Below are 24,841 nucleotides of genomic sequence, written 5' to 3'. Positions count from 1 at the left end.
TCCGGAGACGTCCTGTGCACTGGGTCCAGCGTTTCAGCCACCCATCAGGAAATCCATAATTCGAACATTTTCAGACATCCCACGTGTGCTGCTCCATCGGGTCAGCACGCTGGTGCTCCCGGCGGAACTGGCTTGGCGAGGACCCGGTCTTCTTGGTGAAGAGCCGGCTGAAGTAAGCGGCGTCGTCATAGCCCGTGAGTGACGCGATCCTTTGAACGGGAAGATCCGTGTCAGCCAGCAATGACTGGGCGCGCTGTATCCGGAGCTGGATGAGGAGCTCCTTGGGGCCAACACCGGTAGCGGTCTGCACCGCACGCCGGAGTTCGGGAACCGGGACCTTGAGCGAGGCGGCCAACTGGGACAAAGTGAGCGGCAGGTGGGCGGCCTCGCGAAGTGCGGAGATCAGCTTGTTGTCTTTTGCCCGGGGGTCCATGACCACCGGATTGCGCGGCTTGCCCGTCTGGATCAGGACCCGCTGGCAGAGCACGGAGGCGTCCAGATCTCCTTGTGGTCCACCCGTCAGGAGAGCCGCGTTGAGAGCAGGAAAAAGTCCAAGAGCCTCCTCCAAACCAACCTCCGAGGAACCATCAAGCTGCACAAGAGCCTGGCTCCGTGCGAAGCATCCCAGCTCCTCCAATGCTCTCGCCGTAGGTCCGGTGAACAACAACCAATGCTCTTTCCAGCCCCTCGGTCCAGGTCCGTACCCATGGCTTACCCCGGGGAAGAGCCTGATGATCGCAGGAGCCTGGACCTTGAGGCGCCTGCCGTCCACCATGAAGTGCCCGGATCCTTCGCTCACCAGCACTATGGCGTGGCTGCTGAGGGTTCGTCCGGCAAAGGAGGGCAACATCCCACTTTGCTCACCGGCACCGAGGCATGCCAGGCCAAGATCCCTCAGGGGAGACGCGGGATGCCGGTAGGTTGACCAATTGTCCATGGGCCAATGCTGCCCTTGCCAAGGCCCCAAGACAAACGGCAAGGCAGGCCACACAAAAGTCCAAGTCTTCAGGAATCGGAGTCCATTCACCTGGCTGCTTGCCACTGACAGGGTGGGAACTATGTTGACTTCGAATGGCTACGTCCTGGACGAATCGGATTCCCGTCTCGCCGAACTTGAGCCGGTGCCACCTGCCGAGCGCCGGGACCGTGAAGCCCTGTGGGCCAGGCTCCGCAGAGACGGGTACCTCTACTTGAAGGGTCAGCTGAACCCGGAACAGTTGCTGGATTTCAGGGAGTTCTACTTTGGCTCTCTGAGCGGAGCCAACGTCTACGCGGAGGGTACGGATCCCCGTGAGGGCATTGCGGCGCCTGGTGACGTGGACCGTGCTGTGTTGCGCCGTGGCCTCTTCCAGCACATCGTTCCCGGGCCGGAGTATCAAGCACTGTGCACTGCGGAGGGGATTGCCGACTGGTTTGCCTGGTTCCTCGAAAATGACGTGCATCTGCACCGGCGAAAAATCATTCGCCACACCAAGCCCGGTGACAGCGGCATAGGAACGGCCACCCAAGCTCACTACGATCTGGTCTATCTCCGCGAAGGCAGTGATCGCGTGTTGTCCATGTGGATTCCGTTGGGTGATTGCCCGCGCGAGCGTGGTGGCCTGGCTTATTTGGAGGGCAGCCACCACTGGGTGATGGCCGAGGAGCGGGAGGGAACGTTGAAGATGCCCGCAGCCTCAATCACGGCAGACCTCCCCGGCCTGGCGAATGAGCACGACGCCCGGTGGCTCGTGACCGATTACGAGGTGGGTGACGTGGTGGTCCACTCCGTGCATATTGTGCACGCGGCCTTGGACAACACTGACAGCAACGGCACAATGCGCCTGTCCACTGACATCCGCTACCAGCGTCTCAGCGAACCCATCGACTGGCGATGGCAGGAGCATTGGAATTACGACGACGGGCTCTAGCCCGCCGCCGCTCCCGGGATCAGGCCGCGTCGATGGAATCGGGGGAGTCGAGCTTGTTTCTCGTGGCATGTCCCTTGACGAGGAAGATGGCCAGCAATGCCAAAAGAATGTAGACCCAGTTGAAGAGCCCGGCGATTGAAATCAGGCCGGCCGCTCCGGCTGATTCGGTGGCTGCATCGATGCCACCTGTGGCCAGGAACGTGGTTGGATCCGTGGCGGCGTGCAGCAGGATTGCCCAGGTGATGCTGCCTGTGACCCGCATGGAGAGGTACATCATGGCACCAAATCCGAAGGTGTAGACCACGGTCACGGCCACAACCAGCGGCTCCATTGTGAGGATGTTTCCGCTGTGCAGCAAGGCGAAATACGCGGTAGACAAAACGAAGACCAGCCGTTCACCGTAGCCCCCGTTGCGGAGCATGTTAACAACGATTCCTCGTGTGGCGAGTTCTTCGGTAAATCCCACGCAGAGGCCGAAGAAGGCCATGACCAGAACAAGTCCAACAGAGTACGCGGACCAGTTGGTCGCTACCAGCCGCAGGAAGATAGGGATGACGAGGAGGGGAATCGCAACCCACATCCAAGCCTTCCCCCGGAGGGGCTGGGGGCCGAAAATCTCCTTGACCCAACCGAGCGAGCGTGCAAAGAGGAACAGCAATATTCCGGCGATCAGGATGGGCAGCGCAAGCATGAGGAACGCGGTGAGTGGATCAGCCAACGGGTCCTTCAGGTTGATGAAGCTCCCAGACAGGGTGCCGATACCCAGCCCGATCAGTTCATAGACGCCCCAGTAGGCAGCAATGAACAAAAGGGCTTTCCACCATGTCCCGCGGTTCCAAAAGCGGATCCATCCAGAGTCACTTTCATGCATGTTCAGCACCTTCCTGCTTGTTCCCCCCCTTTAGGCCGGGGCCATCCTGATGAGCCTAGGCCGATGCCTGGGTCGGATGTGCAGCGCCACGCCACCACGCAACGGTGGCCGCTGCAGCTTCCGCCAAGGGAGTCGGCTCGAGGCTCAGGAGCTTCTGGCTCTGCGAGGAATCCATTAGGAACGGGCGCTCAAACTGGTACAGCATTTCCGCCAGTTCGCGCATGTCAGTGGAGAAGATGCCGGCCGCCCGGAACACCCATCCGGGTACGGCGCTGACTTTCGGCGCGGCAACAGCGGCGGCTGATGCGTGCGCTGCGGCCATGTCCCGCTGCGTTACGGCCGGGCCCGTGGGGGCGTGCAGTACGGTGTTCCACAGCTCGGGTTTATGCGCTGCCGCAATCATGGCAGCGGCAAGGTCCGGAACGTAAGTGAAGGAATGTGGCTGCTTGGTGGACCCGATGAACTGCACTGCCTTGCCCGCCAGGATGGGCTTCACCATGCGCTCGCCGGCATGCGCCATCGTCACGCGAGGCCCGAAGAAATCACCGGCAACCACGCTCACAGTGTTGGCCGCATGCGCCTGCCGTGCCGCGAGCAGTGCTGTCCGGATGCCGCGCTTCCCGCCGGCGGCTGTCCGGGGACTTGCTTCGGTCATCACGCGGTCAGGTTCGCTGTACGAATAGAGACTTTCGGGGAAGACGACGACGGCGCCCGCGGATGCCGCTGCGTCCATCACCACTTGCTCTGCTGGGGGAAGTTCGGCGGCCCACGCTGCTGCACGGTAGGCGGAGCCGTGGATGCAATGGAAAACTGCCGCGGCACCTGCCACCGCTTCAGTGAGCCGCACGGGGTCGGCGGCATCCACCCGCAGGCGCTCCACCAGTGGATGATCCGGGCCGCTGCCCGAGCGGGTAAGGACGCGCACCTGGTGACCCTGCTCTGCCAACTGCTCCGCGACAGTGAAACCAACGGGACCTGCTCCTGTGACGACGTACATGAGGTTCCTTCTATAGTTCGGAAATCTAAAACAAGAGCAGTGCTCTCTAAAACAGAATGACCGCACTATCCATGAAAGTCAAGAGCGGTGCTCTCGTTTGTTGACGGCGCTCTCTGTTATGGCAAGCTATTGGCATGACGTCAGCCCAACCCATCGCAGCCAAGGCCAAGGCAAAGCCCCCAACTCCGAGGGAGCGGGCACGCACGCAAACCATCGCGGACATCATCCGGTTGGGCCGTGAGCACCTCGCCGTCCACGGCGCAGCGGCTCTTTCCCTGCGAGCCGTGGCGAGGGATCTAGGCGTCGTATCCTCTGCCGTCTATCGGTATGTCGAGAACCGCGACGAGCTCCTCACGCTGCTGCTCATCGACGCGTACAACGAGCTCGGTGATGAAGTGGATCAGGCCGTGGAGTCAGTTCCGGACCAGGACTACGCCGGGCAGTTCACAGCGCTCGCGAAGGCCGTACGAGCGTGGGCCATCCGAGAGCCCGCCCGCTACGCCCTGCTTTTCGGCAGCCCCGTCCCTGGGTATCAGGCACCGGGGGAGCGCACCACCGTTCCGGGAACACGCGTCATCGTCCGTCTCGTCGGGATCTTTGATGCCGCATACCGCGCGGGTGCCCTGTCCGCAGAGGTGACTCCCGCCGTCGTGATTCCCTCGGCGTTGGCCGAAGACCTGTCGGCCATTCGCGCCGAAATGAATCTCGCGGCACCAGACGCGTCGTTAGCGCGCGGTGTTCTGGTGTGGACGTCGGTGTTCGGGGCCATCAGCTTCGAGGTTTTTGGGCAGTACGGGCCGGAGACTTTCAAGGCCCGCGACGAGCTTTTTGAGCATCAGCTGGGCGTGCTTCAGGGCGTCGTGGGGCTCCAAGGCTAGGGCGCTACAGTATTCAGATGGTTCGTGGACTGGCTGACATTGGTGCGGAGGGTGTCCTCCTTGCCGGCGCGGGCCGCGCAATTCTCCTGCAAATCGCGGACCCCAAAGTGGGTCATGGCGTGGCCGAGCACAGCAATTTCGCGGAGCGCCCCATGGATCGGCTCCGCGCGACCATGACCTACGTGTATGCGGTGGTTTACGGCTCGGAGGAACAGCTGAAGGCCGTTCGCCGCGCCGTCAACCGAGCCCATGCCCCGGTCCGCCGCGGACCCGATGGTGCTTCACACGGCTACAGCGCTTTCGACGCCGACTCCCAACTTTGGGTGGTCGCCACCCTTTACGACACCGCCGTCACCGTCTATCAGCAGGTCCATGGAATGCTCGACGACGATACCGCCGACCGTATCTACCGCGAGTATGCGCGGATCGGGACAGCCCTGCAGCTTCCGGCGGATAAATGGCCGGCTGACCGGGCAGCCTTTGCAAGGTACTGGGAATCCCAGGTGCGCGGACTTCGCCCGGATGACAAGGCGCTCAAGGTAGCCAGGGACCTTCTCTACCCGGCTGGAGGACCACGGTTGCTGCGTCTGGCCATGCCGTTGGCGCGGTTCCTCACGGCCGGCCTGTTGCCGGATCACGTGCGCGAGGGATTCGGCTTCACCTGGGGCGAAAGCCAGGCGCGGCGCTTCGAGCGGACCATGCGGATGGTGGGTCGCGTGTATCCGCGCTTGCCCCAGCGGATCCGGCACTGGCCCCGCGACCATTATTTGGGCCAGCTTGTGGTGGATTCCGCGGTGCCCTATGCGTAACTCCACGTCGGTGGAAGAGTCCATCGACGCCCTTGCGCACCGTTACCTTGACCGAACCCCCGATGGCCGTGTGCGGGCCGGGCTGACCGAGTTCGTGGTGTTCGGGCTGAAGCAGGCGTGGGCTTGTGTGTTCGGTGCAGCCCTGCTCGCGGTGATCATCGCAGCGCGCCTCTGGTACCCGGATAACGCGGGCCTTGCCCGTAACGATTTCCTGACCATTGCCGCCGTCGTCATTCAGGTCCTGATGATCTCCTTCAGGCTGGAGACGCTGCTGGAACTGCGGGTGATCCTGCTGTTCCATGTGGTGGGCACGGTGATGGAGTTGTTCAAGACGGACGTCGGATCCTGGGCGTACGAGGCCGAAGGCGTCCTTCGGATCGGGGCCGTTCCACTGTTCAGCGGCTTCATGTATGCGGCCGTGGGGTCCTATATGGTGCGGGTGTTCCGGCTGTTCGACCTCCGCTTCGACCGGTACCCGCGGCGGTGGATCACGGCACTTGTTGCGGCCGCGATCTACATCAACTTCTTCTCGCACCACTACATCTTCGACGCGCGCTGGGTGCTGCTGGCCGCCGTCGTGCTTGTCTACGGACGGTGCGTGATGCACTTCCGGGTGTTCCGGCGTCGCTTCCGTATGCCCATCCTGGTCTCGTTCCTGCTGGTGGCGCTGTTCATTTGGTTCGCGGAGAACATTGGCACGTGGTCCCGCGCGTGGCTGTATCCGAACCAGCTTGAGGGCTGGCAGGCGGTCTCCATTGACAAGCTCCTGGCATGGTTCCTGCTGATGATTATCTCCGTGGTGCTGGTGGCATGGGTGTACAAGCCGGAGCCGCTTGACGCTTCTACTGACGCGGAGAGTCCTATGCTTCGCCGCGTATCGCCTTGAGTGCCGCGCGCCGGGACTGAAGCAAGGGCTCGACGTCGGGCACTCGGGTCAGGCGGACGGCTTCCGGTGGGGTTGCGTTGGGCGTTGATCACTATGCCGAAGCCGCCGAATGTCCCGGCGGCGAGCCACGATTTCGCTCCGCGCCAGAGCGTTACGTCTGTGGGCGTGCCGTCAACGGTGATGGTGAGCCGCTCAACGGCGAGGGCGTTGAAGGTTGCGTCCTGGCGTTGGGGCTCTTCCAGGTTGTGCGGTATTCCGGCCGAGGCGCGCCAACGGTTTCTGGCGACGTCGCGTGGATCCTGGGGTGTGGTGATCACCTCGACCAGCGTGCCCGTCTGCGAAAATCCGTCGCCGTGGGACACTCCACCTTCGCTGCCGTCCAACTGCCAAGATCCCAGCATGACAGGGCCTTCCTGGTCCTCCATGGAGAACAGCGGGAGCTGGTGCGCGCCCCTCCGAACCTCTTGCTCCATCCGGTCATTCATCTCCCAGAACTCGTCCGGAGGCACGTATCCAGTGATCTCCATCGGGCCAGTTTGCCAGTTCACCGTGGGCGAAACCAGCCCCTGAGCCGCGTGATTCCGGGGCTTTCCTAGGCTCTCAATCCAAAGTTGAGCGTACGTCACTCAACTTTGGATTGACATCTTTCCGAGGCTGAGTACAGTTGAGTGCAGAACGCTCAACTAGCCGATTGTTGAGCAGGCTTCCGGCACGTAGACCGCCCAGCGGACCGCTGTCAGGTGCAATCTCCAACATCGGCCATTGAAAGGAAACAAGATATGTCACGTGCAGTAGGTATCGACCTCGGAACCACCAACTCCGTGGTCTCTGTTCTCGAAGGTGGCGAGCCCACCGTTATCGCCAACGCAGAAGGCGGCCGCACCACGCCGTCCGTCGTTGCGTTCTCCAAGTCCGGCGAAGTCCTGGTCGGCGAAATCGCCAAGCGCCAGGCCGTCAACAACATCGACCGCACCATCGCTTCCGTCAAGCGCCACATGGGCACCGACTGGAACGTCGCCGTCGATGACAAGAAGTACACGCCGCAGGAAATCTCCGCGCGTATCCTCATGAAGCTCAAGAACGACGCCGAGAGCTACCTGGGTGAAAAGGTCACCGACGCTGTGATCACCGTTCCGGCCTACTTCAATGACGCCGAGCGCCAGTCCACCAAGGAAGCCGGCGAAATCGCAGGCCTCAACGTCCTCCGTATTGTCAACGAGCCCACCGCTGCTGCACTGGCCTACGGCCTGGACAAGGGCAAGGAAGACGAACTCATCCTGGTCTTCGACCTCGGTGGCGGAACCTTCGACGTCTCCCTCCTCGAGGTTGGCAAGGACGAAGACAACTTCTCCACCATCCAGGTCCGCGCAACCGCCGGTGACAACCGCCTCGGTGGCGACGACTGGGACAACCGCGTTGTCGAGTGGCTCCTGAGCCAGCTCAAGGTCAAGGGCATCGACCTCTCCAAGGACAAGATCGCCCTCCAGCGTTTGCGTGAAGCTGCCGAGCAGGCCAAGAAGGAACTGTCCTCCTCCACCAGCACCAACATCTCCCTCCAGTACCTCTCCGTCACCCCCGACGGCCCGGTCCACCTGGACGAGCAGCTGACCCGTGCCAAGTTCCAGGACCTCACCAAGGACCTGCTGGACCGCACCAAGAAGCCGTTCCAGGACGTCATCGCTGAAGCCGGCATCAAGGTTTCCGACATCGACCACATCGTCCTCGTCGGTGGCTCCACCCGTATGCCTGCCGTCTCCGAGCTCGTCAAGGAACTCGCCGGCGGCAAGGAGCCCAACAAGGGCGTCAACCCGGACGAAGTCGTGGCCGTTGGCGCCGCACTCCAGGCCGGTGTCCTGAAGGGCGAGCGCAAGGACGTCCTCCTCATCGACGTCACCCCGCTGTCCCTCGGCATCGAAACCAAGGGTGGCGTGATGACGCACCTCATCGAGCGCAACACCGCTATCCCCACCAAGCGTTCGGAGACCTTCACCACCGCTGACGACAACCAGCCGTCCGTGGCCATCCAGGTCTTCCAGGGCGAACGTGAATTCACCCGCGACAACAAGCCGCTGGGCACGTTCGAACTGACCGGCATCGCCCCGGCACCTCGTGGCGTTCCGCAGGTTGAGGTCACCTTCGACATCGACGCCAACGGCATCGTCCACGTGTCCGCCAAGGACAAGGGCACGGGCAAGGAACAGTCCATGACCATCACCGGTGGCACGGCACTGTCCAAGGACGACATCGACCGCATGGTCCGTGAAGCCGAAGAGCACGCTGCAGAGGACAAGGCCCGCCGCGAAGCTACGGACACCCGTAACTCCGCAGAGCAGCTCGCCTACTCCGTGGACAAGCTCATCGCCGACAACGAGGACAAGCTGCCTGAGGAAGTCAAGACCGAGGTCAAGGCCGACGTCGACGCCCTCAAGTCCGCGCTGGAAGGCACCGACGACGCCGCTGTGAAGACTGCGTTCGAGAAGCTCCAGGCCTCACAGACCAAGCTCGGCGAAGCCATCTACTCCCAGGCCTCCGCAGCTGACGCTCCGGGTGCCGGTGCAGAAGGCGCTCCTGCCGGTGACAAGGCTGCCGACGAGGATATCGTCGACGCCGAAATCATCGACGAAGACGAAGCGAAGAAGTAGCCATGCCTCACCACGGCAACGAAGCAGAGCACTCAGAAAGCGGCGAGCCGCGCAAGCCCGTTATCCGGGACAACCGCAAGGTTGACCCGGAGACCGGGGCAGCCCGTCACCCGGATAGCGAAGCTGCAGCTCCCACCGAAGGCAACGCCGCTCCTACAGACGGCGACGCCCTCTCCCAGGCTGAGGAAATCCTCAACGGGGTAGAGGTGCCGGCCGAGGAATCGGTAGCCTCCGGTGCCGCGGCTGAAGCCCAGGCAGCGGAGCTCCGCAACGACCTCCTCCGCCTCCAGGCTGAGTACGTCAACTACCGCAAGCGCGTCGAACGCGACCGCGCCGTAGCAGGAGAGATGGCCGTCATCGGCGTCCTGAACTCACTGCTCCCGGTGCTGGACGACGTCGACGCCGCCCGCCAGCACGGTGACCTCGAAGACGGCCCCTTCGCCGCCATCGCCACCAAACTGGAGAACGCGCTGAAGACGTACGGACTGGAACGCATCGCGGATACCGGAGTCGAATTCGACCCCACCATCCACGAGGCACTCATCCAGCAGCCCGGCGAAGACATTGAGGTTGACACGGTCAGCCAGGTGCTGCGCTCCGGATACCGCTCAGGTGAGCGGGTCCTGCGTGCAGCCCAAGTGATCGTCGCGGTTCCCGCTTAGTCCCACCGCGAAGCGAGACAAGGGGCCCGCCCCTACGCGTGGCGGCTTTAGTCCTACGGACTTAGCCGCCACGCTCCGGCAGGCCCGATGCCACTCCCGGGCCCCTTGTCTCGCTCCGCTCCGGCGGTCGGCTCGCCTAAGGTGGGTGGACGCAGGTGCTTGTTTATTGATTTGAAAGGAAACGCTCTTGGCCAGCCAGGACTGGGTTGAAAAGGATTTTTACGCGATCCTTGGTATTGCCAAGGATGCGTCCGATGCGGATATTAAGAAGGCTTACCGCAAGCTAGCGCGGGAGCATCACCCTGATACGAACTCTGGGGATGCTGCTGCGGAGAAGAAGTTTAAGGACATCTCCGAGGCGTACTCGGTGTTGTCCAATCCTGAGGACCGTCAGCAGTACGATGCCATCCGTGCCATGGGCGGTGCCCGGTTTGCTCCGGGTGCTGGCGCCGGGCGTGGTGGTGCCGGAGCTAACGGTGGCTTTGAGGACCTGTTCGGCGGCCTGTTTGGCGGTGGGCCTGGTGCCCGTCAGCCTGCGGGCGGTGGCATCCCTCCGGAGTTCGCTGACCTGTTTGGTGGTGGGTTTGGAGGTGCCGGCCCCACCGGGTTCCAACGGGCTCCGCAGAAGGGCGCGGACCGGACGGCTACAACGTCCATCTCCTTTGCCGGATCCATTAAGGGCACCACGGTGAGCCTGCGTGAGAGCAACGGCAACGTGATCGACGTCAAGATCCCGGCCGGCATCAAGGACGGGCAGAAGGTCCGCCAGCGTGGCAAGGGCAACGCTGGCCCTGCCGGCAACGGCGACCTCATCATCACGGTGAGCGTCAAGCCTCACGACTTTTTCCACCGCGACGGCGACAACATCCGCATCCACGTGCCCGTCACGTTTGCGGAGGCGGCGCTCGGCGCCACCATTGAAGTTCCAACGCTCGACGGCGACACCGTCAAGGTGCGCGTTCCGGCCGGGACTCCGTCGGGCCGTACCCTCCGGGTGAAAGGTCGTGGCGTGAAGACGTCCAAGTCCACCGGCGACCTGCTGGTGACAATCGACGTCGCGGTCCCGCAGAACCTCAACAAAGAAGCAGAGGAAGCCGTGAAGGCTTTCGCGGCGGCCACCACTGATGCCAACCCGCGCAGCGACTTGGCCGCGAAGGCCCGGTTGTAAGGAGGCGGTCATGGCAATCGACGTCAACCAGCCGATCTTTGTCATCTCCGTGGCTGCGGAGCTTGCCGATATGCATCCGCAGACGTTGCGCCAGTACGACCGTTTGGGCATCGTTTCGCCCAGCCGCGCTCCCGGCAAGTCCCGCCGCTATTCGCAGAACGACGTCAATAAACTGCGGGAGGTCCAGCGCCTCTCGCAGTCCGGCGTCTCGCTCGAGGGCATCAAACGCATCCTCGACCTCGAAAACCAGGTTGCTGCCTTGCAGTACCGGGTTACTGAGCTGACCGAGGAGTTGTCGCGCCGCCGCTCACCCGTGGATGCGCGGATCTTCGCGGCAGGTGCCGCGGGCGACGTCGTTAGCTTGGCCCGCGGGCAGCGTCCACGAGCGCGGTCGCAGGCCGTAGTGGTGTGGCGGCCGCGGTCGGCGGACTAGCTCGGGCTACGCCCGGCTGCGGTCCCAACTGACCACTACCCGGGCAGCGCCGGCTTCGGTCCGCTCTACGTCCACCACGATCTGCGACTCTTTGGCTCCCATGTCCCGGATCTGCTGCTTGTAATCCTCAAGGTGCTCCTGCAGGGACTCCTCGGTCCATTCGCCCGGGCGCATCCTGGTGGAGATTTCCACGGGCTCCTCCCTGACCAGAATCTCCTCCGGTTGACGCCGCGGTGTCTTGGCCGGCTCAGATTCGCTGGACGGTACCAGCATGCGGAAGCCGAAAACTCCGCCAGCTATGCCAGCGACGAGGCCCGCGGCAATAAGCCAAATGGCCTTTCGAGGTCCGCGGCGCCCAGGAACCGCTTCAGTGATGCTCTGTGCTTTTCTAGCGCTTCGTCGTGCCATGGGGAGTTCAACTTTCCAGTCGGCGGTGGGGGTTCCATGCTGGTGGTGCGTCTGAATCCTGCCCATCCATCGTAAGCATGCTTAGAACCTTTGGTAAGTCGATACCTGGACCTGCCGCCGGTGATGAAGGGGGACCGCCATATGGCTAGAACACCTCAACGGGAAGATAATGAAGGCATAGCACGGCAAGCAGCGCTCGTGCGGGTGTTCTGAGCATTGACGCAGCCTCGGCGGCCCTGCTCGTGTGGTGAGGAATTCCGATGTCGTTGTCGGATGAAGAACGCAGGAGCTTGGAAGAGCTGGAGCGGGATCTCGCTTCAACGGATCCCGGCCTCGCCTATGAGCTGAAGTCCGGTCGCCCACGTGGCGCTCTGGCGCGCAACGTTCTTGGCAGCCTGGCCGTTCTGGTCGGCTTCATCATGGTGATCGCCGGGATCGTCACCCAGCTGGTCATCCTGGGCGTCGCGGGGTTCCTGCTGGCCAGTGGCGGAGCCTATTGGCTCGTGACCGGGACATCGCTACGGAGACTGTTCGGACGGCACGACGACCACGCGGCACCTTAGCAGGTTCGGCACCTGAGTCGCCCCGCACCACCCTGCCGGTGCGATGGGGAGCGGCGGCTAGGGACGACGTTCGGGGGAGACCTTCCGGGAAGACGTTACCTAGGGAACCGGTGGGACCGGCGGCTGGACCGGGGTTTCCGGCCGCTGGACAGGCTCGGGTTCGCCCGGAGGCATCATCATTCGCCAAGCAAACACTGCGCCCGCTCCCACGACGGCAGCAGCAATGGCGGTGAACCATACTGCACGGCCGGAGCTGCGCTGCGTGGTCTTCCGGCTGAGCGCCCGGGTGGCCTTCTTTACTGCCTTGGCGGCAGTGCGTTTAGCTTCCTTGGCGGCCTTTTTGTTGCCGGTCAAAGTGAGCATCACACCCTGGACCACGGACGGCACGTCGGCGTGGTTGATCCGGGACAAAGCCCACCTCACCACTGCGTCTGTTTGTGCGGTTGTGCCCTCTGTCGCATGCGTTACCCATTCCCGGGCAAGATCCTGGGCGGCGGGAATGATGCTTTGCGCTTTGTACATGCTGAGCCCCTCACGTGGTTAGACGACCTGCTTGCCAGCCTACGCTTGAGCACCTGTGATCAACAGATGCCCCCCGGCGCGCGCTCCTTCCCAGTTGCCCAGTGCCACCCCGCATATAACGCGGGCCTGGGGGCCGACACGCCGTGGCTTACAGGCGGCGAGGCAGGGCAACCGGGAAGGAGCGGCGCGAAGCATCCGGGTGATTAGGTCCGCACTACCGAGGCCAGCTCCACCGGCTCCTCCAGTCCGGCCCACTGTCCGTTGAGAATCAACTCCCCGTGAAGCTCCTGGGCCGCTGCGGTGCTGGCCGAAGCATCTGCGGCTACATCCAGAACCCGGGTAATCTTCAGCCGGAGCTCGCCGGCATCGATGATGGTCACGCCGCTGCCGGATACCGGCGCCGAAGCGCTCAAGGTGGGAGCGCCGCCGTCGAGCTTTCCGCTGCCTTTCACCGTGACAGAGCTGGGCCGGGGCTCGGGCTCGCCGTCGACGATGAGCTCGGCCTCGTTCTGGCCGGTCAGGATGGCGGTGGCCAGGACTTTGACGTATACGGGATCAGCGCAGGCGTCGTACACCCAGCGCTTTCCCAGGACCGAGTGGTCCATGGTGCCGATGAGCCACTCCTCGGCGCCGGCAAGCTCGTAGCCGCGGTAGCTGAGCGGCACCTGGTAGATGCGCTCGCCGGCCGCGACCACGTGTGTTTCGAGCCCCACCTCGCCGGTGGGATCGTCAAAGCGGTAGGCGCCGATGAGCTCCGGGGTGCCGTCCTGGATGAACCAGGGCTGCTTCGGTAGGTAGTCAGCGATGAGTTCGAGCTTGGACGGGGACAGGGTTGCCTTGTGAATGATCGCCATGCTCCCAAGCCTAGGGCAGGGCAGGACTGGCTCCCGAAGGCGGCCCCGGGTGGGGCGGCCTACGCTCCCGGTTTGGGCACCAGCGAACCTCGGGCGGCGCCCACCATTCCCTCGACGGCGCGTGCAAGGTGCGTGCCGCGGTCGTTGACGCCGTCCCATCGGACCAAGGCCTGCGCGTTCAGGCCATCAACCATGCCGAGGATCTGCCAGGCGACGGCGGCGGCGTCGGAAACGTTGAACACTCCTGTGGCGTTCCCGTCCTCCACCACGTCCTGGAAGACCTTCTGCCAGGCATCCATCTGCTCCCGGACGGCGGCGGCAAGGGTTTCATTGCGGCGCCCCAAGGTCCAGGCTTCCACCCAGATTGCGGTGACGTCGAGCCTGCTGTTGTCCAGAAGGGTTTCCACCAGCAGGGCCAGGCGTTCAGATGGTCCTGGGCACTGGCTCAGCAAGGCGGCGACTTCCTGTGTTTCCGCTGCCACGATGGTGGCGAAGGTGCTGGAGACCAGTGCGTCCATAGTGGGCTGATAGTGCGCCACCAGACCGGAAGCAACGCCAATTCGCGCGGCGACGTTGCGCAGCGTGAGCGCCGTGAGGCCTGCCTCGAGGGCGATCTCGCGGGCGGCTTCGGTGATTTCTGCGGCGCGCTCAGCCGGTGACTTACGGACTGCGCGCTTCTGTTGAGTGCTTGACATTACAGACCAGTCTAGATTAGGTTTTCTGCATTGTTGATCATGCGATCAACAAGAGAATGCCTGAAGACGAAGGAGTCACCCATGGCTTGGAGAATGCCGGCCGAAACCGCACCGCATGAGCGCACTTGGATGGCGTTCCCCCGCACCGGCCTGACGCTTGGCGACGACGCCGCCTCTGCCGAAGAGGCCTACGGGGCCTGGACCGCCGTCGCCCATGCTGTAGCCGAATTCGAGCCGGTCACCATGGTGGTGGACCCCAGCGAACGCGAGCGCGCCGCCCGGATGCTGGGTAACGGCATCGAACAGATCGAGGCGCCGCTGGATGAGTTCTGGATGCGCGACGTCGGACCCACCTTTGTGCTGGACGACGAACGCCCCGGCGTGCTTGGCGCCGTGGACTGGATCTTCAACGGCTGGGGTGCTCCGGCATGGTCCGAATGGCAGAAGAGCGCCGGAATGGGCTGTTTCGTTGCGGAGAAGTCCGGTGCCGAACTTGTCAGCTCTTTGCTGGTCAATGAAGGCGGTGCCATCCACGTAGACGGCAAAGGAACGGTGCTGGTAACAGAAACAGTCCAGTTGGATCCAAACCGGAACCCTTACGCCAACAAGGCAGCAGTTGAAGCCGAACTGGCCCGCACCATCAGCGCCACCAAGGTCATTTGGGTACCCCGCGGACTGACCCGCGACTACGAGGACCTGGGCACGCGAGGCCACATCGACATGGTGGCCACGCTGCCCGCACCCGGCCAAATCCTGCTGCATTCCCAGACCAACCCGGAGCACCCGGACTACGAGGTCAGCCGCACACTTCGGGCATTCCTTGAAACGCAAACAGATGCGGCGGGCAAGCCGTTCGAGATCGTGCCGCTGCCGGCGCCGGAAACGCTGCGCGACGAAGACGGCTTTGTGGACTGGAGCTACGTCAACCACTTGGTGGTCAACGGCGGGGTCATCGCTTGTGGATACGGGGAAGAACATGCCGACTCCCTCGCCGCTGAAATCCTGGCCGAGGCCTACCCCGGCCGCCGTGTTGTCACGGTGGATGCCCGGCCCATTCTCGCCCGCGGCGGCGGCATCCACTGCATCACGCAGCAGCAGCCCAAACTTGCAGGAGGTGCAGCGTGACGGCTCCATTCGACGTCGTTGAGGCCTCCATCGCAGAGCTGCGCGAGGCCCTGGAAACAGGGGAGGTGACCAGTGAGGAACTGACCCAGGCGTACCTTGACCGCATCGAGGCCTACGATCACAACGGCATCAGACTCAACGCACTGGTGGTCATGAACCCCGATGCTTTGGCGGACGCCCGGGCCTCGGACGAACGCCGGACGCAGGGCGCGCTGCGTGGGCCATTAGATGGCATCCCCTACACCGCCAAGGACAGCTATCTGGCCAAAGGGCTCACCGCCGCGGCGGGTTCGCCCGCCTTCGAGCACCTGATTGCGCAGCGAGACGCCTTCACCATCGAGCGGCTCCGCGATGCCGGTGCGGTGCTGATCGGGCTGACCAACATGCCGCCCATGGCCAACGGCGGCATGCAGCGCGGCGTGTACGGTCGCGCCGAAAGCCCGTATAACGCCGACTTCCTCACTGCGGCGTTCGGTTCCGGTTCCTCCAACGGTTCCGGGACCGCGACGGCAGCCAGTTTCGCTGCCTTCGGCCTTGGTGAGGAAACCTGGTCAAGCGGCCGCGCACCGGCGTCGAACAATGCTCTGTGCGCCTACACGCCCTCCCGCGGCGTCATCTCCGTACGGGGCAATTGGCCGTTGGTCCCCACCATGGACGTCGTGGTCCCGCACACCCGCAGCGTGGCCGACATGCTCGAGCTGCTGGACGTCATTGTGGCCGACGACGCCGAGACCCGCGGCGACTTCTGGCGCGCGCAGCCCTGGGTTCAGATCCCGAAATCATCCGAAGTCCGGCCGGAGTCTTACACGGCGCTGGCTTCGGAATCGCTCGACGGCGGACGGTCGGCTCTGCGGGGCAAGCGCCTTGGAGTGCCGCGCATGTACGTCAACGCAGATCCGGACGCCGGGACCAGTGCGCAGCCGGGCATCGGCGGGCCGACCGGGCAGCGCATCCAGACGAGGGCTTCCGTGATTGATCTGTGGGAGGCCGCCAAACAGGACCTTGAAGCAGCCGGGGCCGAGGTTGTTCTGGTGGACTTCCCGGTGGTCTCCAACTATGAAGGGGACCGTCCGGGCGCACCCACCATCGCCACGCGGGGCCTTGTCACCCCTGGATACCTCAAGCGTGAAATCGTGGACCTGTCAGCCTGGGCGTGGGACGACTTTCTGCGTGCCAACGGCGACCCCGCACTAAGCGGCCTTGCTGAGGTGGACGGTTCCAGGATTTTCCCGCACCCTGAAGGCGCCCTGCCGGACCGCTACACCGGGTTCGACGACGACATTGCTGAGTATCCGGGACACGTTCGCGAGCACGGAGTTTCCCGGTTCACGGATATCCCCGAGCTGGAAAACGGGGTGCGTGGCTTGGAGGAGACCCGGCGGGTGGACTTGGAGGAGTGGATGGACGGGCTCGGACTGGACGCCGTCCTGTTCCCGGCCGTCGCGGACGTCGGGCCCGCCGATATGGACGTCAACCCTGCTTCTGCCGACCTCGGCTGGCGCAACGGCGTCTGGGTGGCCAACGGAAACCTCGTCCCGCGGCATCTCGGCATTCCCACAGTCACCGTACCCATGGGAACCATGGCAGACATTGGCATGCCCGTGGGCCTCACCTTCGCGGGCCGCGCCTACGATGACACAGCACTGCTGACCCTGGCTGCCGCCTTTGAAGCAACAGGTTCTCGTCGGACGGTGCCACCGCGCACGCAGGCGCTGTAGTTGCGCCGCCGGCCCTGCGCTCCTGCCCGGTTACTTCCCCGCTGTCACCGTAGATAGGCTCCGACACCGGTGAGTCGACCTAGTTTGCTGCCCGACCGGGGGTCTAACTGGGAAGGAGCGCGGGCAAGCGGCCTGACGCCGATGCGTGGACGGGCCCCGGCACTGATTACAATCAAAGGGACGTCGACCACTGAGGGAATCATGAAGAAACTCACCACTGTCCTGATCGCTGCCGGGCTCATCGCCTCGGCATCCGCCTGTTCCGCCCAGCAGCAGCTGACTACCGCGGAAACGTGTGACCGCGTGGGCGTCGCCGCATCCGGCATTCCCCAAAACGCTAGCAAGACCGCCACCAACCGCGTGGCCAACGCCATCCGGCCCATCGAAGTCGTTGCATCGGACGAAATGAAGCCGGTTGTCACCGCCATCCTGGAGTACATGGATGAGCAGTCCAAGGAAACCCCGGACGAGGCGAAGCTTGGCGAGCTCGGCCAGGCCTACCAGGAAGCCGGCACCAAGTACGGCGAGCTCTGCCGCGGCTAATGACGCCCGCGCGCTGAACACACAGACGTGCTGAACACGAGAGGGACCGGTTGAAGGACCGGTCCCTTTCGCGTCCCAACCGTCTCTCACATTCCGGCCCTTAAGCCGGAACCGTCTCTCACTTCCCAGCCGTTATGGCGCGACGCTCTATCACTCCTCTGAGAAGAGCGAGAGAGGGTTGGCGGGAAGGGGGTGGGATGTGAGAGAGGGTTGCCGGGAAGGGCGTGGGATGTGAGAGACGGTTGGGTTCAAGCAGGTGGGATGTGAGAGAGGGTTACTTTTCGTCGGGGCCCAGGTCAGGCCCGACGGCGAAACTCACCTCACGCGTCGCGCTTCCGTGGAGTTCCAGGATGGCGAGCTCATTGGCGCCTTCCCGAATGAGCGGACCGGGAACATAGAGCGTGCGCTGGGGCCCGCGGCTCCAGTACCGTCCGAGGTTGAAGCCATTGATGAAGGCGTTGCCCTTGGTCCAACCGTCCAGGCGGAGGAACCTGTCTCCGGGGCCGTCGGCGTCGAAGGTCGCGAACGAAACAGATGGCCCAGCCACCCCGGCAGACGCGAAACCGCGGGGAAGCGTAACCGCTGCGGACCGGTAGGCCTCCAGCGAGTTCACATCAACAGCGCCCACTTCCCAGTCGAAAAGCTCCACACCGTTCAGCATCGCGGGACCGATCAAGCCCTTGGCCTCGCCGATCCGTTGGCCGTAGTTCACCCGGCCCTGGTCCTCCAGAAGAACCTGCAGACGGCCGCCGCCCGGGATGACAACAGCGCGTTCGCCCAATTCCCGGCTCAGGACGCCCACGGGCACGCCATCCAGGAAGAACTGTGCCCGGTCCCGTATTTCCGAGAAGGACAGCACTCCGCCGGAAGGCAGCGATGCCTCGTACAGGTAGAAGCCCCGGTATTGGCCGGTCACTTCCACCGGCGGTACCGGCCCGGGAACCAGCTGCGCAGCGGTCGGAACGGAGAGCAGCGGGACGGAGGACGTGACGGACAGGACAGAGGATTCCGGAACAGGCGTCCGCCGATGCGGCACCTCGGAAGGAACCGGGAAGTGCTTGGCAATGACGTCCCGGAAGGCGAAGTACTTGGCCGTGGGTTGTCCGTCCTCGGAGAGCGGAGCGTCGTAGTCGTACGAGGTAATGGTGGGCTCGTAAATACCCTTGTCGTTTGCCCCGTTGCTGAACCCGAAGTTGGTCCCGCCGTGGAACATGTAGATGTTCACCGAAGCCCCGGCAGTCAGCAGCGCATCCAGTTCGGCGGCGGAAGCAGCGGCGTCGGTGGTGTGGTGGTGCGTGCCCCAGTTGTCGAACCAGCCGTTCCAGAACTCTGCGCACATCAGAGGGCCGGTAGGCTGACGCTCCCGCAGGAACGCCAGCCGCTCATCCGCGCGTGATCCAAACGTTCCTGTCTTGTGAAGTTCGGGCAGCGAGCCGTCCTCGATCATGGTCTCGAATGGTTGGTCGCAGGTGAACAGCGGAACATCAACACCCAACCGTTTGGACAGGTCAACCAAGTGCTGCAGGTAGGCCTTGTCGCTGCCGTATGCGCCGTACTCGTTCTCGATCTGGAACATGATCACGGGCCCGCCTTGGGTGATTTGCCGCGGCACCACAATCTCCAGCACGGACTCCATGTAGGAGGAGACGGCGGCGAGGTAGCCGGCTTCGCTGCTGCGCACTCCCACGGTGGGATCGGTGAAAAGCCAGGCAGGGAGTCCACCGTTGTCCCATTCGGCGCAGATATACGGGCCGGGCCGCACGATGGCCTGCATCCCGGCGTCGGCCACCAGGTCCAGGAACCGGCCAAGATCCAGGCCGCCGTCGCACACAAAAGCGCCGGGAACGGGGGAATGCTCATTCCAGGGCACATAGGTTTCGATGGTGTTCAGACCCATCAGCCGGGCCTTCTCAATCCGGTCCGCCCACTGGTCCGGATGGACCCGGAAGTAGTGGATGGCTCCGGACAGGATACGGAAAGGCTGATCGTTCAGGAGGAAATCCTGACGGCCGATTGCGAAGGTCTGCAACTAAAAATCCTAAAAATCAGGCCGAACGGAGAACGGCATGGAAAGCGAACGACGCATTGCTCCAGATCACGAACAGCAGCGGCGCCGGTGCCAGGGCAACGCCGAGAACGGGCTGTAGCACGGCAGCGGACACGATGATTCCCAGCAGGATCAGCATGGCGGCGCTGAGGTACCAGCGCTGCACCACCAGATACAGCGAGGCCTTCAGCACGCTCTTGAGCTTCGCATCGGGCAACAGCACGACGCCGGCAATCGCCGTGACGGTGAGGCTCACCGTCACGGCGGCTGCTACGACGATCAGAGGCACCAAAACTGCGGCGCCGGGGATGGCCTGGTTCTGGACGACGGCCAGGTCCACGCCGAGGAACATCAGGAGGCCCACCGCCCCGACGCCCAACAGCGCGGCCTTGCCGAAACTGCGTTTGTATCCCCGAAGGAAAGCGGCAACCGGCTTGACCGCACCGCCGTCGTCGTTCAAGGCCTTGAAGGCGGCGAAGATGCCGGCGAGCGACGGTGCGACGGTGACGGAGAGAGCCAGGAAGAAGGGCCAGGCCGCCGCCGGATCTGCAACCAGTGACAAGGAAAGTACCAACGGGGCATTGGCCACCGCCATCAGCACATTCCCGGCAAGGAAGGTGTAGATGAAACCGAAGATGCTGCCAAAAGCCTCGAACCCCGGGCTGGGGATTCGTCCTGCCAGGCCGCGCCGTTTTGTTCCACCCACAACACTCATCCTTTCATCCCGCTGGTGGCGATGCCCTGGATGAAGTAGCGCTGGCCGATCAGGAAGATGATCAGGATGGGGATCACGGAGATCACCGAGCCGGTCATGATCATGGCGTATTCGGCGTCGAACTGGCCCACGAAGGACCGCAGGCCCAGCTGGACGGTCCAGAGGCGGTTGGACGTGAGGTAGATGAACGGTCCCATGTAGTCGTTCCACGTGTTCACGAACGTCAGCAGCGCCAGGCTGGCCAGGGCTGGCTTGGACAGTGGCAGGATCACCCGCGCCCAGATGCCATACTCGCTCAGGCCATCGATCCGGGCAGCCTCGCAGAGCTCATCCGGGATGGTCATGTAGTACTGGCGCATCAGGAATACGCCGAACGCACCGAACGCCTGCAGCAGGATCAAGGCGTTGAAGCTGTTGGTGAGGCCCAGGTTCTGCATCATGATGTACTGCGGCACCATGTAGGCCTGCCACGGAACGGCGATGGTGCCGATGTAGGCAAGGAACAACACGTCGCGGCCCGGGAAACGGACCTTGGAGAAACCGTAGGCAGCCAGGGAACCCGTCAGGACCTGGAGGCACGTGATGATCACTGCAAGGTAGAGCGAGTTCTGCAGGTATCCCATCATGGGAATGCGGGTCCAGATGTCCGTGTAGTTGCTCCACACGAACTCCTGCGGGATCCACTGGATGGGGACTGTGAGGACCTGGTTGTTCTCCTTTAGCGAGGAGGAGAGCATCCAGATGAATGGCACCATGAGTGCCACCACCAGGACCAGCAGCACGCCGTAAATAATGACGTTCGCGGTCCGCTTCTTTTGCTCCCGCGGGGACCGCTTGCGGTCAGTACGACGGCGGTCTTCCGCAGTGGGTGCGCCGTTCGGCAGCGGCGATGCGTCTGTCACATGAGTGGCTTTGAGGTCTTCGGCCATGTTGGTCATCAGCGTTCCCTCCGCTGTTGGATCTTGAACTGCAGGACGGTAACCGTCAGCACGATGATGAACAGGACCAGCGAGATGGCCGAAGAGTAGCCGAACTTACCCTCGCCAATGCCTTCCTGGTAGATCAGCTGGGACAGCACCGTGGTGGAGCGGCCCGGGCCACCGTTGGTCATGACCACAATGAGGTCGAACACCTTGAAGCTGGAGACCGTCAGCATGACCACCACAAAGAACGTGGTGGGACGCAGGGACGGGATGGTGACGTTCCAGAAACGCTGCCAGGCGCTGGCACCGTCAACTTCGGCGGCTTCGTACAGCTCGGTGGGGATCGCCTGCAGGCCGGCCAAGTACAGCACCATGTAGTAGCCCATATCGCGCCACACACTGGTGATGATCACAGCCGGCATGGCCCAGTCCGAACTGGAGGTCCAGCCCGGCGGGTTGGCGATGCCGATTGCGCCAAGGAACTGGTTGATGGGGCCGCTGTCCGGGCTGAACAGCATGTTCCACACGACGGCGACAGCAACCAAAGAGGTGATGTACGGGAAGAAGATGGCCACCCGGAAGAAGCCGATGCCCTTGAGCTTACGGTTCAGCAGCATGGCCAGTAGCAGTGCCAGGGCCATGGTCAGCGGGACGTGCCCCAAGGCGTAAACAACAGTGTTTCGCAGCGCGATCCAGAAGGAGTCGGACGCGAACATGCGCTCAAAGTTGGCCAGGCCAATCCATTTTGGAGCGCTGAACGAGGTCCATTCCATGAAGGAGAGCGCGAATGCGGCCACGACTGGAATGAGGGTGAAGGCCAGGAAGCCAAGGAAGTTCGGAAGGATGAACGTCCAGCCGATCAGCGTGTTGCGCCTGGCTTGCTTCCTGTTGCCGCGGCTCTGCACGGGGGCAGGTGCCTGGGTGATTGTTTCTGTAGTCATGATGACCGCTCCCGGGGCGGGGGCGTTCCTCCATTTCAGGATCCGGAGAGTTCAGATCCGGTGCTGGTGCTGCGCCTGACGGACGCAGCACCAGGACCGGGGGAGTGTTACTGGGAGCTACTTGCCCAGAACTTCGCTCGTGACGCGCTTGCCCATCTCGGCGATGCCATCAGTGACGGAGCGCTCGCCCACCATGATCAGATCATGTTCCTGGTTGAGGATCTTGTCCGTGGCGGCCGACTTGTCGCTGACAGGCATTTCCAGCTCGGTGGTGTCCGGCGTGAAGGCCTTCTTGGACAGCTCATCCGTGGGCATGCCATCGAGCTTGAAGTACTCAGCGGTGATGGAGTCGTTCTGCAGCGCCGGAACTACGCCGATCTTTGAGATCGCCTTGGCGCCTTCTTCGCCTGCTGCCCACTCGATGAACTTCTTGGCTTCATCGGAGTGCGTGGCGTTCTTGTTCACGGCGAAGGCCGTGGGCGAACCGAACGTGGTGACCTTGCCGTCGTCGTTCTTCTGCGGCATGGGAGCCAAGCCCCAGTTGACGTTGGTCTTGCCGTCCTTCTTGGCCTGCAGGATGCCGGCGATGTACCAGGTACCCATGGGCATCATGGCTGCCTGGCCTGACTCGAACATGGTGCGGTAGCTGGTCTTCTGGCTCTTGGCGGTGCCGAAGTCCAAGGTGGCGCCGGACTTCTGCAGGTCCAGAGCGGTGTTGTACTGGTCCTGCATGAAGCCGTAGTCGCCACTGTTCTGGTCAGCGCCGTTCTGTGCTGCCGCGATGGCCTGGACCACCGAACGCCAGATGTGGTGGTAGGTGCCGTAGGTCTTCTTGCCGCCAGCCTCGGTGGAGAGCTTCTTGGCGATCTCCGTGTACTTCTCCCATGTCAGATCCTTGGGATCTTCAATTCCGGCAGCCTTGAACAGATCCTTGTTGTAGTACAGGAGCCAGAAGTCCTGGCGGTAGGGAGCTGCGTAGTACTTTCCGTCAATGTTGAAGGCATCCGTGCCGGCCAGGTTGTCCTTGCCCAGCTTGTCCACCACGCTGTTGATCTCCTGAAGCTGGCCGTTGTTGGCGTAGCGGGAGTAGTCAATGACGTTCTTCATGGTGAGGACGTCAGTGGTGTCGCCGCCGGCAAGCATGGTGGTGACTTTCTGGGGGTAGTCATCGGCCAGGATGTCCACGGGTTCAATGTCAACGTTGGGGTTGGCGGCCTCGTAGCTGTCAAAGAGGGCCTTGAACTCCGGGGTGCCCTCGTAGTTCCACACCGAGACGGTCAGCCGGGTCTTGCCTTCGGCCGCCTGCGGTTCGGCGGGACCGGCAGCGCCGGCACAGCCGGTGAGTCCGAGCCCTGCAGTCACCGCAAGGGCGATTGCGGCGAGGGTTGTGCGCTTCATTGCGTTCTCCTTTAGTACTGGTTCTTAAGTTTGCCGTAGGTGCGGCTTTGTTTTAGTGCCGAGGTGTTCTTGAGGAAGCTAGGCGCTGAGGCCGAGGTCCGCGTGGACCACTTGGGCCAGGAGGTCCTTGCCGGCGAGGTACCGTTCAAGGTCATCCAGTGCGGCATCGGACATCCGCCTGGTTTCGGTCCCAAGCGAACCTGCGATGTGCGGGGTGAGGATCACGTTGGGGAGACTGTACAGGGTGGAATTTGCGGGCAGTGGCTCGGGTTCCGTGACATCCAACAGGGCGGTGATACGTCCGGTGGCGCATTCTTTCTCGAGGGCTTCAGTGTCAACGAGCGAACCGCGGGCGGTGTTGATAAGCGTCGCATGGTCCTTCATGGACTGCAGCTCCGCGGTGCTGATCATGTTGCGGGTTTCCGGAAGTGCGGGCGCATGAATGGTGACGACATCGGACACTGGCAGGAGTTCCTGAAGGCTGACCAGCGTGCCGCCTGCTGCCGCAACTTCAAGCGGATCTGCATAAGGATCGCTCACCAGACAGGTGACGTCCTGGAGCTGCTGAACCAGCTGGACTACCCGGCGGCCAATACGGGAGAACCCGATGACGCCGATGACCCGGCCGATGTTCCCCAGCTCCCCGCGGTCGCCGATGTAGCTCCAGTCGTCCCGGTACATGCGGGCGTCGTTGGCCAGGACGTGTGCTTTCTTGCCTGCCAGGACAATGGAAGCGAACGTGAACTCGGCTACGGGGATCGCATTGGCGTCGGCGCCGTTGGTGACGGTAATGCCGCGATCCCAGAGTTCCTCGCTGACGAAGCTGCGCACCGTTCCTGCACAGTGGAAAACTGCCCGGAGCTTGGGCATGCGCTCCAGACGCTCTGCGTTGAGCTGCGGAACTCCCCAACTGGTGAGGAGAATTTCCACCTCTTCCAAACGGCCCGTCAGCTCCGGGGCGTCCAAGGAATCCGTCCACGGCTGATCACCGAGATCCACCATTCCCGCCAGCCGCTCCAGTCGCGTGGAATCGAACTGATCAGCAAAGGTTCCGCTATTCATGACCAGCAGTGCCTGGGGCTTGAGCGACATTGAGGGGATCCTCCTTTCGAAACTAACAGCGGTCTGTTCGA

25 protein-coding genes are annotated in these 24,841 nt (G+C 63.1%); 12 read left to right on the top strand and 13 right to left on the bottom strand.

Features of this window, described 5'->3' with window-relative positions:
* Positions 1–70: 70 nt before the first annotated feature.
* Positions 71–937, bottom strand: coding sequence for a helix-turn-helix domain-containing protein (locus tag LDN70_RS18170; RefSeq protein WP_223941022.1), 867 nt, complete (start codon positions 935–937; stop codon positions 71–73).
* A gap of 121 nt (positions 938–1,058) precedes the next feature.
* Between LDN70_RS18170 and LDN70_RS18165 the strand changes: the two genes are divergently transcribed.
* Entirely contained in the window at positions 1,059–1,910 is an 852-nt protein-coding gene (locus LDN70_RS18165) for a phytanoyl-CoA dioxygenase family protein (protein WP_223941021.1), read from the top strand.
* 19 nt (positions 1,911–1,929) lie between these two features.
* Here the strand turns inward: LDN70_RS18165 and LDN70_RS18160 are convergent, their stop codons facing one another.
* Both LDN70_RS18160 and LDN70_RS18155 read right to left on the bottom strand, forming a co-directional pair.
* On the bottom strand, positions 1,930–2,781 hold the full coding sequence (locus tag LDN70_RS18160; RefSeq protein WP_223941020.1) for a CPBP family intramembrane glutamic endopeptidase: 852 nt from the start codon (positions 2,779–2,781) through the stop codon (positions 1,930–1,932).
* Between the two features lie 55 nt (positions 2,782–2,836).
* Positions 2,837–3,778 (bottom strand): NAD-dependent epimerase/dehydratase family protein, encoded by a 942-nt coding sequence (locus LDN70_RS18155; RefSeq protein ID WP_223941019.1) that lies wholly within the window; start codon positions 3,776–3,778, stop codon positions 2,837–2,839.
* A 134-nt stretch (positions 3,779–3,912) separates the two neighbouring features.
* Here LDN70_RS18155 and LDN70_RS18150 point away from each other — a divergent pair, with 134 nt between their 5' ends.
* The 7 genes from LDN70_RS18150 to LDN70_RS18120 all read left to right on the top strand — a co-directional run bounded on the left by LDN70_RS18150 (position 3,913) and on the right by LDN70_RS18120 (position 11,256).
* A complete protein-coding gene (locus LDN70_RS18150) occupies positions 3,913–4,656 on the top strand; it encodes a TetR/AcrR family transcriptional regulator (RefSeq protein WP_223941018.1) in 744 nt (247 codons plus the stop codon).
* A gap of 17 nt (positions 4,657–4,673) precedes the next feature.
* Entirely contained in the window at positions 4,674–5,465 is a 792-nt protein-coding gene (locus tag LDN70_RS18145; protein WP_142937822.1) for an oxygenase MpaB family protein, read from the top strand.
* Positions 5,458–6,351 (top strand): DUF817 domain-containing protein, encoded by an 894-nt coding sequence (locus tag LDN70_RS18140; RefSeq protein ID WP_223941017.1) that lies wholly within the window; start codon positions 5,458–5,460, stop codon positions 6,349–6,351. The genes LDN70_RS18145 and LDN70_RS18140 overlap by 8 nt, the downstream gene beginning before the upstream one ends.
* Before the next feature lie 779 nt (positions 6,352–7,130).
* On the top strand, positions 7,131–8,993 hold the full coding sequence (gene dnaK / locus LDN70_RS18135) for a molecular chaperone DnaK (protein WP_223941016.1): 1,863 nt from the start codon (positions 7,131–7,133) through the stop codon (positions 8,991–8,993).
* Between the two features lie 2 nt (positions 8,994–8,995).
* Complete coding sequence (locus tag LDN70_RS18130) at positions 8,996–9,655, top strand: nucleotide exchange factor GrpE (RefSeq protein WP_142937826.1); 660 nt, start codon at positions 8,996–8,998, stop codon at positions 9,653–9,655.
* 187 nt (positions 9,656–9,842) lie between these two features.
* Entirely contained in the window at positions 9,843–10,823 is a 981-nt protein-coding gene (locus LDN70_RS18125) for a DnaJ C-terminal domain-containing protein (RefSeq protein ID WP_166842239.1), read from the top strand.
* Positions 10,824–10,833: 10 nt separating this feature from the next.
* Positions 10,834–11,256 (top strand): heat shock protein transcriptional repressor HspR, encoded by a 423-nt coding sequence (locus tag LDN70_RS18120; RefSeq protein WP_223941015.1) that lies wholly within the window; start codon positions 10,834–10,836, stop codon positions 11,254–11,256.
* A gap of 6 nt (positions 11,257–11,262) precedes the next feature.
* On the opposite strand, the gene LDN70_RS18115 is transcribed toward LDN70_RS18120, so the two are convergent.
* Complete coding sequence (locus LDN70_RS18115; RefSeq protein WP_223941014.1) at positions 11,263–11,730, bottom strand: hypothetical protein; 468 nt, start codon at positions 11,728–11,730, stop codon at positions 11,263–11,265.
* Positions 11,731–11,924: 194 nt separating this feature from the next.
* Here LDN70_RS18115 and LDN70_RS18110 point away from each other — a divergent pair, with 194 nt between their 5' ends.
* Positions 11,925–12,227, top strand: a complete 303-nt coding sequence (locus LDN70_RS18110) for a DUF3040 domain-containing protein (RefSeq protein WP_166842241.1) — start codon at positions 11,925–11,927, stop codon at positions 12,225–12,227.
* 99 nt (positions 12,228–12,326) lie between these two features.
* On the opposite strand, the gene LDN70_RS18105 is transcribed toward LDN70_RS18110, so the two are convergent.
* The 3 genes from LDN70_RS18105 to LDN70_RS18095 all read right to left on the bottom strand — a co-directional run bounded on the left by LDN70_RS18105 (position 12,327) and on the right by LDN70_RS18095 (position 14,298).
* Positions 12,327–12,749: a hypothetical protein gene (locus LDN70_RS18105; RefSeq protein ID WP_223941013.1), complete on the bottom strand. Its 423-nt coding sequence runs from the start codon at positions 12,747–12,749 to the stop codon at positions 12,327–12,329.
* A 203-nt stretch (positions 12,750–12,952) separates the two neighbouring features.
* Positions 12,953–13,603, bottom strand: a complete 651-nt coding sequence (locus tag LDN70_RS18100) for a CG0192-related protein (protein WP_223941012.1) — start codon at positions 13,601–13,603, stop codon at positions 12,953–12,955.
* A gap of 59 nt (positions 13,604–13,662) precedes the next feature.
* Complete coding sequence (locus LDN70_RS18095) at positions 13,663–14,298, bottom strand: TetR/AcrR family transcriptional regulator (RefSeq protein WP_223941011.1); 636 nt, start codon at positions 14,296–14,298, stop codon at positions 13,663–13,665.
* Positions 14,299–14,379: 81 nt separating this feature from the next.
* Between LDN70_RS18095 and LDN70_RS18090 the strand changes: the two genes are divergently transcribed.
* From LDN70_RS18090 to LDN70_RS18080, 3 genes are all read left to right on the top strand, one after another.
* Positions 14,380–15,423, top strand: coding sequence for an agmatine deiminase family protein (locus LDN70_RS18090; protein WP_223941010.1), 1,044 nt, complete (start codon positions 14,380–14,382; stop codon positions 15,421–15,423).
* Positions 15,420–17,141 (top strand): amidase, encoded by a 1,722-nt coding sequence (locus LDN70_RS18085; RefSeq protein WP_223941009.1) that lies wholly within the window; start codon positions 15,420–15,422, stop codon positions 17,139–17,141. Before LDN70_RS18090 ends, LDN70_RS18085 begins: the two co-directional genes overlap by 4 nt.
* 201 nt (positions 17,142–17,342) lie before the next feature.
* A complete protein-coding gene (locus LDN70_RS18080; protein WP_142937835.1) occupies positions 17,343–17,684 on the top strand; it encodes a hypothetical protein in 342 nt (113 codons plus the stop codon).
* Between the two features lie 274 nt (positions 17,685–17,958).
* On the opposite strand, the gene LDN70_RS18075 is transcribed toward LDN70_RS18080, so the two are convergent.
* From LDN70_RS18075 to LDN70_RS18050, 6 genes are all read right to left on the bottom strand, one after another.
* On the bottom strand, positions 17,959–19,713 hold the full coding sequence (locus LDN70_RS18075; protein ID WP_223941008.1) for a glycoside hydrolase family 35 protein: 1,755 nt from the start codon (positions 19,711–19,713) through the stop codon (positions 17,959–17,961).
* Positions 19,714–19,729: 16 nt separating this feature from the next.
* The gene (locus LDN70_RS18070; RefSeq protein WP_223941007.1) at positions 19,730–20,437 is read right to left on the bottom strand and encodes a hypothetical protein; all 708 of its coding nucleotides are present in this window, start codon (positions 20,435–20,437) and stop codon (positions 19,730–19,732) included.
* Positions 20,438–20,442: 5 nt separating this feature from the next.
* Entirely contained in the window at positions 20,443–21,384 is a 942-nt protein-coding gene (locus tag LDN70_RS18065; protein WP_166842248.1) for a carbohydrate ABC transporter permease, read from the bottom strand.
* Positions 21,384–22,310, bottom strand: coding sequence for a carbohydrate ABC transporter permease (locus tag LDN70_RS18060; RefSeq protein WP_142937844.1), 927 nt, complete (start codon positions 22,308–22,310; stop codon positions 21,384–21,386). Before LDN70_RS18060 ends, LDN70_RS18065 begins: the two co-directional genes overlap by 1 nt.
* A 117-nt stretch (positions 22,311–22,427) precedes the next feature.
* Positions 22,428–23,708 carry an ABC transporter substrate-binding protein gene (locus LDN70_RS18055; protein ID WP_142937845.1) on the bottom strand — a complete coding sequence of 427 codons (1,281 nt, stop codon included), beginning with the start codon at positions 23,706–23,708 and terminating at the stop codon, positions 22,428–22,430.
* Positions 23,709–23,786: 78 nt separating this feature from the next.
* The gene (locus tag LDN70_RS18050; RefSeq protein WP_142937846.1) at positions 23,787–24,800 is read right to left on the bottom strand and encodes a hydroxyacid dehydrogenase; all 1,014 of its coding nucleotides are present in this window, start codon (positions 24,798–24,800) and stop codon (positions 23,787–23,789) included.
* Positions 24,801–24,841: the final 41 nt, after the last annotated feature.

Source organism: Arthrobacter sp. StoSoilB22 (assembly GCF_019977315.1).
In the GTDB taxonomy this organism is placed as follows: domain Bacteria; phylum Actinomycetota; class Actinomycetes; order Actinomycetales; family Micrococcaceae; genus Arthrobacter.
This window is presented reverse-complemented; position numbering and strand designations above follow the sequence as displayed.